This is a genomic window from Nocardiopsis sp. JB363 (genome assembly GCF_900143625.1).
Classification (GTDB): Bacteria; Actinomycetota; Actinomycetes; order Streptosporangiales; family Streptosporangiaceae; genus Nocardiopsis.
The window spans coordinates 1-5,350 of sequence record NZ_FRFF01000180.1 but is presented as its reverse complement, the minus strand read 5'-3'; the positions used below and the strand labels follow the sequence as shown (position 1 = coordinate 5,350).

Below are 5,350 nucleotides of genomic sequence, written 5' to 3'. Positions count from 1 at the left end.
GTCCGGGAGCGGGGGTGGGCGGGGGCGGGGCCATGGCCCCCGGGTGGGTGTCGCCGGTTCGAGGGACTTCGGACACTAGAGGCCGAGGACGAAACCGCCGGGCGAGAGGATCACTCCGACGACGATGAGGACGATGCCCCAGAGGAGCTGCCCGCGCAGGAGGCCCATCACGCCGGCGACGATAAGGATGATTCCGAGGATTAGCAGCAGAATACTCATACCAACCCCCTGTCCGGTAACGGTTTGATCAAACCATCCCCAAGGGGGTTGCCTTTTACTTCTTCGATTCGTCCCAGGTGAGATGACCCGCGTGGGACGAGATTCGTCCCACGCGGGCTCCCGTGTCTCAACCGTCGAAGGCCCTAACCCGCCTCACGAGCGAGTTCCAGAGCGCGAGAGACGATGCCCTCGCCGACCGCCGCGGTGAGGATGGACTCGGGGTGGAACTGCACGGCGTACCAGCGCGCCGCCCGATCCTCGATCGCCATGACGACCGGGGGCTCCCCCTCTTCGCCGTCCAGCACGGCGGTCACCTCGAAGTGCTTCACCGCCTCGGGCACGGTGTAGGTCGAGTGGTAGCGAGCCGCCTGGAACAGGCCGTCCTCGCCCTGACCCGCCAGCAGTTCCCCGCCCAGGACCCGGACACGGCCGGGTTTGCCGTGCACGGGGGCGTCCAGGGTGCTCAGCTCACCGCCGGCGTGTTCGACCATGCCCTGCAGGCCCAGGCACACGCCGAACACGGGCAGTCCGCAGGTCGCCAGGGCGTCGAGCAGGTCGCTCATGGCGAAGTCCACGGGCAGGCCGGGCCCGGGCGAGAGGACGACCAGGTCGGGGGCGAACCGGTCCAGCAGGGCGTGGTCGAACCCGTAGCGGACGGTGGTGACCTCGGCGCCATGGCGGCGCACGTAGTCGGCCAGGGTGTTGACGAAGGAGTCCTCGTGGTCGACCAGCAGCACGCGCATGCCGTCGCCCGAGAGCGGAGCGGGCTCCGCTTCCTCGATCACCCGCGGAGGCTCCGAGGCCCGGGCGTCCTGCTCCTCGCCCTGGGCGAGGGTCTCCATCAGGGCGCGGGCCTTGAGGAAGGTCTCCTTCTCCTCGGCCTCGGGGTCGGAGTCGTACAGCAGGGTCGCGCCGACCCGGACCGCGGCCACCCCGTTCTGGATGTGGGCGGTGCGCAGGGTGAGCCCGGTGTTCATCGACCCGTCGAAGTTGAGCACGCCGACGGCTCCGCCGTACCAGCGGCGGGGGCTGGTCTCGTGCTGTTCGATGAAGCGCATCGCCCAGGTCTTGGGGGCGCCGGTGACGGTCACCGCCCACATGTGGGTGAGGAAGGCGTCCAGCGCGTCGAACTCCGCGCGCAGGGTGCCCTCGATGTGGTCGACGGTGTGGATGAGCCGCGAGTACATCTCGATCTGCCGGCGGCCGATCACCTGGACGCTGCCCGGCTCGCACACCCGCGACTTGTCGTTGCGGTCCACGTCGGTGCACATGGTGAGCTCGGATTTCTCCTTGACCGAGGAGAGCAGCTCCTGGATGTTCTCGGCGTCGCCCAGGGCGTCCTCACCGCGGCGGATGGTGCCGGAGATCGGGCAGGTCTCCACCCGCTGACCGGTACCGGGCTCGCCGCTGACCCGCACGAACATCTCCGGGGAGGCGCCCACCAGGTACTCGCCCTCGCCGAGGTTGAAGAAGAACTCGTAGGGGGCGGGGTTGCGCTCGCGCAGGCGCTCGTAGAAGCGGGCCGGGGAGGAGCAGCGGGCGTAGGTCCGGTGCCCGGGCACCACCTCGAACAGGTCACCGCGACGGAAGCGCTTCTTGGCCTCGGCCACGATCTGCGCGTAGGAGCCGGGCTCGGGTCCGGCCGGCACCTCGGCGGCCACCACGGGCGGGGTGGGTTCGGTGGTCCGGGGCAGGCCCTCGGTGGTGGCCTCGGGGCGTTCGCCCTGGGCCGGAACGGTGAACTCGTAGGTGTAGCGCACGCAGGTCTCGCGCTTGCGGTCGCGGACCACGAGGGCGTCGGGCAGGTGCAGGACCAGGTCACGGTCGTCGGCGTCCCGCTCGATGTGCCGTTCCATGTGTTCGAACTGGAAGGCGAGGTCGTAGCCGAAGGTGCCGTAGAGGCCGAGGTTGGTGTCCTCGGGGCTGCGCAGGGCGTCCAGGAGGGCGCGCACCGCGGTGAAGACGCTGGGCCGGCGGCTGCGCTCCTCCTCGGTGAAGAACTCCCCCGGATCGGGTTCGGGCACGGCCACGGTGACCTGGTCGGGACCGGCGTCCACGACCTCGCCGGCGGTGCGCAGCACCTGCTCTACGACGGGGAGCAGGACGTGGCCACGCTCGTTGAGGGCGGTGGCGGTGACCCGTCGCCCCCGCGTGGCGATCTCCAGGCAGGGGTCGACGTAACCCAGGTGCCAGCGGTCGTAGCGGCCGGGATACTCCATTCCCGAGGAGAGCACGCCGCCGCGGCGGTACTCGACGGAGGTGACGAGTTCGGTGAGGATCTCGGGGTCACAGGGGGTGGCACTGCGGTGGACCCGCACCCCCGCGGGGGTGCTGTACGTGCTGGTCTGGGCGTCACTGGGCTTCACGGACGGTCCTTCGGGGCGCTCTACGGTCGGGTGGTCATCACCGGCCGGGGTCGCCTCGAAAGCAGAAAACGACCGCCGGTCCGGGCGGTCGCTGTTCGTGGAATGCGAACTGATCGGTGCGCCGCCTAGCCGCGGCGCCACCACTGTCCGTTGATCGAATCGGTTCGCATGGGGCCGAGTGTATCCGGTGCCGCGATCCCGTGGGACGCGGACACGAAAAAACCCTCGCCCGCCTGGGTGAGGGTGGAACACACGTGGGAGTGGCCCATGATGGAGTATCTCTGCTAGAGTTCTCTATCCACGCGCCACGCAAAGCAATTCAGTAACTTCTCGCCGCAAGGATAGCAGCTTGAACACAGACCGTCAAGGTGGTCCTTCCGTCACAGCGACGGAGGCCGCGGCGATCGCCACCGAACAAAAACGCGTCACCACCATGTACGAGCGCTTGGACACCCTACGTGCCCGGGCCGCCGAGCAGTTGACCGCCGCCCACCTGCAGGACCGCTCCGGATACGCCGCCCTCATGGAACGAGAGGCGCGCGCCCACGAACAGGCCCTGCGCGGCGCACAGCTGAACGCGGTGGAGGAGGGCCTGTGCTTCGGCCGGATCGACCTCGCCCACCCCGACGGGGACACCGAGGCCCGGTACGTGGGCCGGATCGGCCTGCGCGACAGCGACTACGAGACCATCCTCGTGGACTGGCGCGCACCGGCCGCCCGCCCCTTCTACGCCGCCACCCCTGGTTCCCCGGAGGGGATCACCCGCCGCCGCCACCTGAGGATTCGTCGCCGTACGGTGATCGGTCTGGACGACGAGGTGTTCGACCCCGACGCCCTCAGCGACGGCGACCGGCGGCAGTTGGTCGGTGAGGCCGCGCTGCTGGCCTCGCTCGACCGCGGTCGTACCGGCCGGATGGCCGACATCGTCGCCACCATCCAGGCCGAACAGGACCGGGTCATCCGTTCCACCCTGTCCGGGGTGCTGGTGGTCCAGGGCGGACCGGGCACCGGCAAGACCGTGGCGGCGCTGCACCGCGCCGCCTACCTGCTCTACACCCACCGTGCGATCCTGGAACGACGCGGTCTGCTGGTGGTGGGCCCCAACCCGGCGTTCCTGCGTTACATCGGCGACGTGCTGCCCTCCCTGGGCGAGACCGACGTGGTGATGCGCACCGTGGGCGAGATCCTGCCCGGGGTGGAGGCCACGGCGCGCGATGACCACGACGTCGCCTCGGTCAAGGGCTCCGAGACCATGGTCGATCTCGTGCGCGCCGCGATCGACGACCGACAGCGCACCCCCCGGCGGGCCTTCGGCGAGGAGGACCTGCGGGTGGAGACCGACGCCGGCGACCTCGTGGTCCCCGGCCGGGTGTGCGAGCACGTCCTGACCACCGCCCGAGGCCTGAAACTGGCGCACAACGTGGCCCGCAAGTACGTGGTCACCACCCTGCTCACCGAACTCGCCCGCGCCGAGGTCACCCTGCTGGACCGCCCGGTGGTCGATGAGGACCTGCCCTTCATCGGTGAACGCCTCTGGTACGAGGATCCCGTCCGTCGGGCCCTGGACGCCCTGTGGCCGGACCTCACCCCGCAACGACTGTTGAGCGGGTTGTTCGCCGATCCCGAGGCGCTGGCCCGGGTGGCGACCGCGTCCGAGGTGCCGAACGCCACCGCCCTGTACCGCCCGAACGGATCCCCGTGGACGGTGGAGGACGTTCCCCTGTTGGACGAGGCCGCCGAGGTCCTCGGTCGGGACGACAGCGCCGACCGTGCCCGCGACCGGCAGGAAGAGGCCGAGCGCGCCGAGACCGAACGCTACGCACAGGGGGTGCTGGAGTTCACCGGCCTGGCCGAGGAGGAACACGTGGGCCTGGACGCGGCCTCCCTGGCCGACCGGCACCGGGACTGGGGGCCGGTGACGACCACCGCCGAACGGGCCGGGGCGGACCGGGCCTGGACCTACGGGCACGTGATCGTCGACGAGGCCCAGGAACTGTCGCCCATGGCCTGGAGATCGGTCATGCGCCGAGTTCCCACCCGTTCGTTGACGGTGGTGGGCGACGTGGCCCAGACCGGCAGCGCCGCGGGCACCCGTTCATGGACGGCCGCGCTCGAACCGTACGCCCCGGGCAAGGTGCACGTGGAAACGCTGCGAGTCAACTACCGAACCCCCGCGCCGATCATGGCGGTCGCCGCCGACGTGCTGCGCGAGGCCGCCCCGGAGCAGGAGGTGCCCGAGTCGGTGCGCGAGGAGGGGGACCCGCCCCGGGCGGTACGGCTCACCGAGGGCCTGGCCGGACTGCCCGCCCTCGTGGCCGAGGAGACCGAGGCGATCGGAGAGGGGCGCGTCGCCGTCATCACCTCCGAGGCGTCCTTGCTCTTGGTGGCGGCGGCCCTGCCCCGCGCGGGCCGGCCTCAACGGCGACGGGACGAGGAGGAGGCACCCGTGGTGGTGCTGTCGACCACCGAGTCCAAGGGGTTGGAGTTCGACTCGGTGATCGTGGTGCGTCCCGACGAGGTGCTCGACGCCCCGCATGGCGCCAACGACCTGTACGTGGCCGTCACCCGCGCCACCCGCCGGTTGACCGTGGCCCACGACCGAGAACTGCCGGGTCTCCTCGCGCGACTCCACGCCTGAGGCGATCCGACCGTGTGGTCGGGACGGAATGTGCGATGTCCGATCCCGACCACCAAAGGATTCCAGCCCGAACTTCCCATTTACCCCCACCCGAACACGAACCCCATTCCCACCTCCACCTCCCCCC

3 protein-coding genes are annotated in these 5,350 nt (G+C 70.4%); 1 reads left to right on the top strand and 2 read right to left on the bottom strand.

The window, feature by feature from the left end; genetic code table 11:
* Positions 1-75: 75 nt before the first annotated feature.
* Together BQ8420_RS32485 and BQ8420_RS27830 are read right to left on the bottom strand one after the other, a co-directional pair.
* Entirely contained in the window at positions 76-219 is a 144-nt protein-coding gene (locus tag BQ8420_RS32485) for a GPGG-motif small membrane protein (protein ID WP_200816126.1), read from the bottom strand.
* Between the two features lie 143 nt (positions 220-362).
* Positions 363-2,585 carry an anthranilate synthase component I gene (locus BQ8420_RS27830; RefSeq protein WP_087102859.1) on the bottom strand — a complete coding sequence of 741 codons (2,223 nt, stop codon included), beginning with the start codon at positions 2,583-2,585 and terminating at the stop codon, positions 363-365.
* 349 nt (positions 2,586-2,934) lie between these two features.
* Here BQ8420_RS27830 and BQ8420_RS27825 point away from each other — a divergent pair, with 349 nt between their 5' ends.
* The gene (locus BQ8420_RS27825; RefSeq protein ID WP_235006527.1) at positions 2,935-5,223 is read left to right on the top strand and encodes an ATP-binding domain-containing protein; all 2,289 of its coding nucleotides are present in this window, start codon (positions 2,935-2,937) and stop codon (positions 5,221-5,223) included.
* Positions 5,224-5,350: the final 127 nt, after the last annotated feature.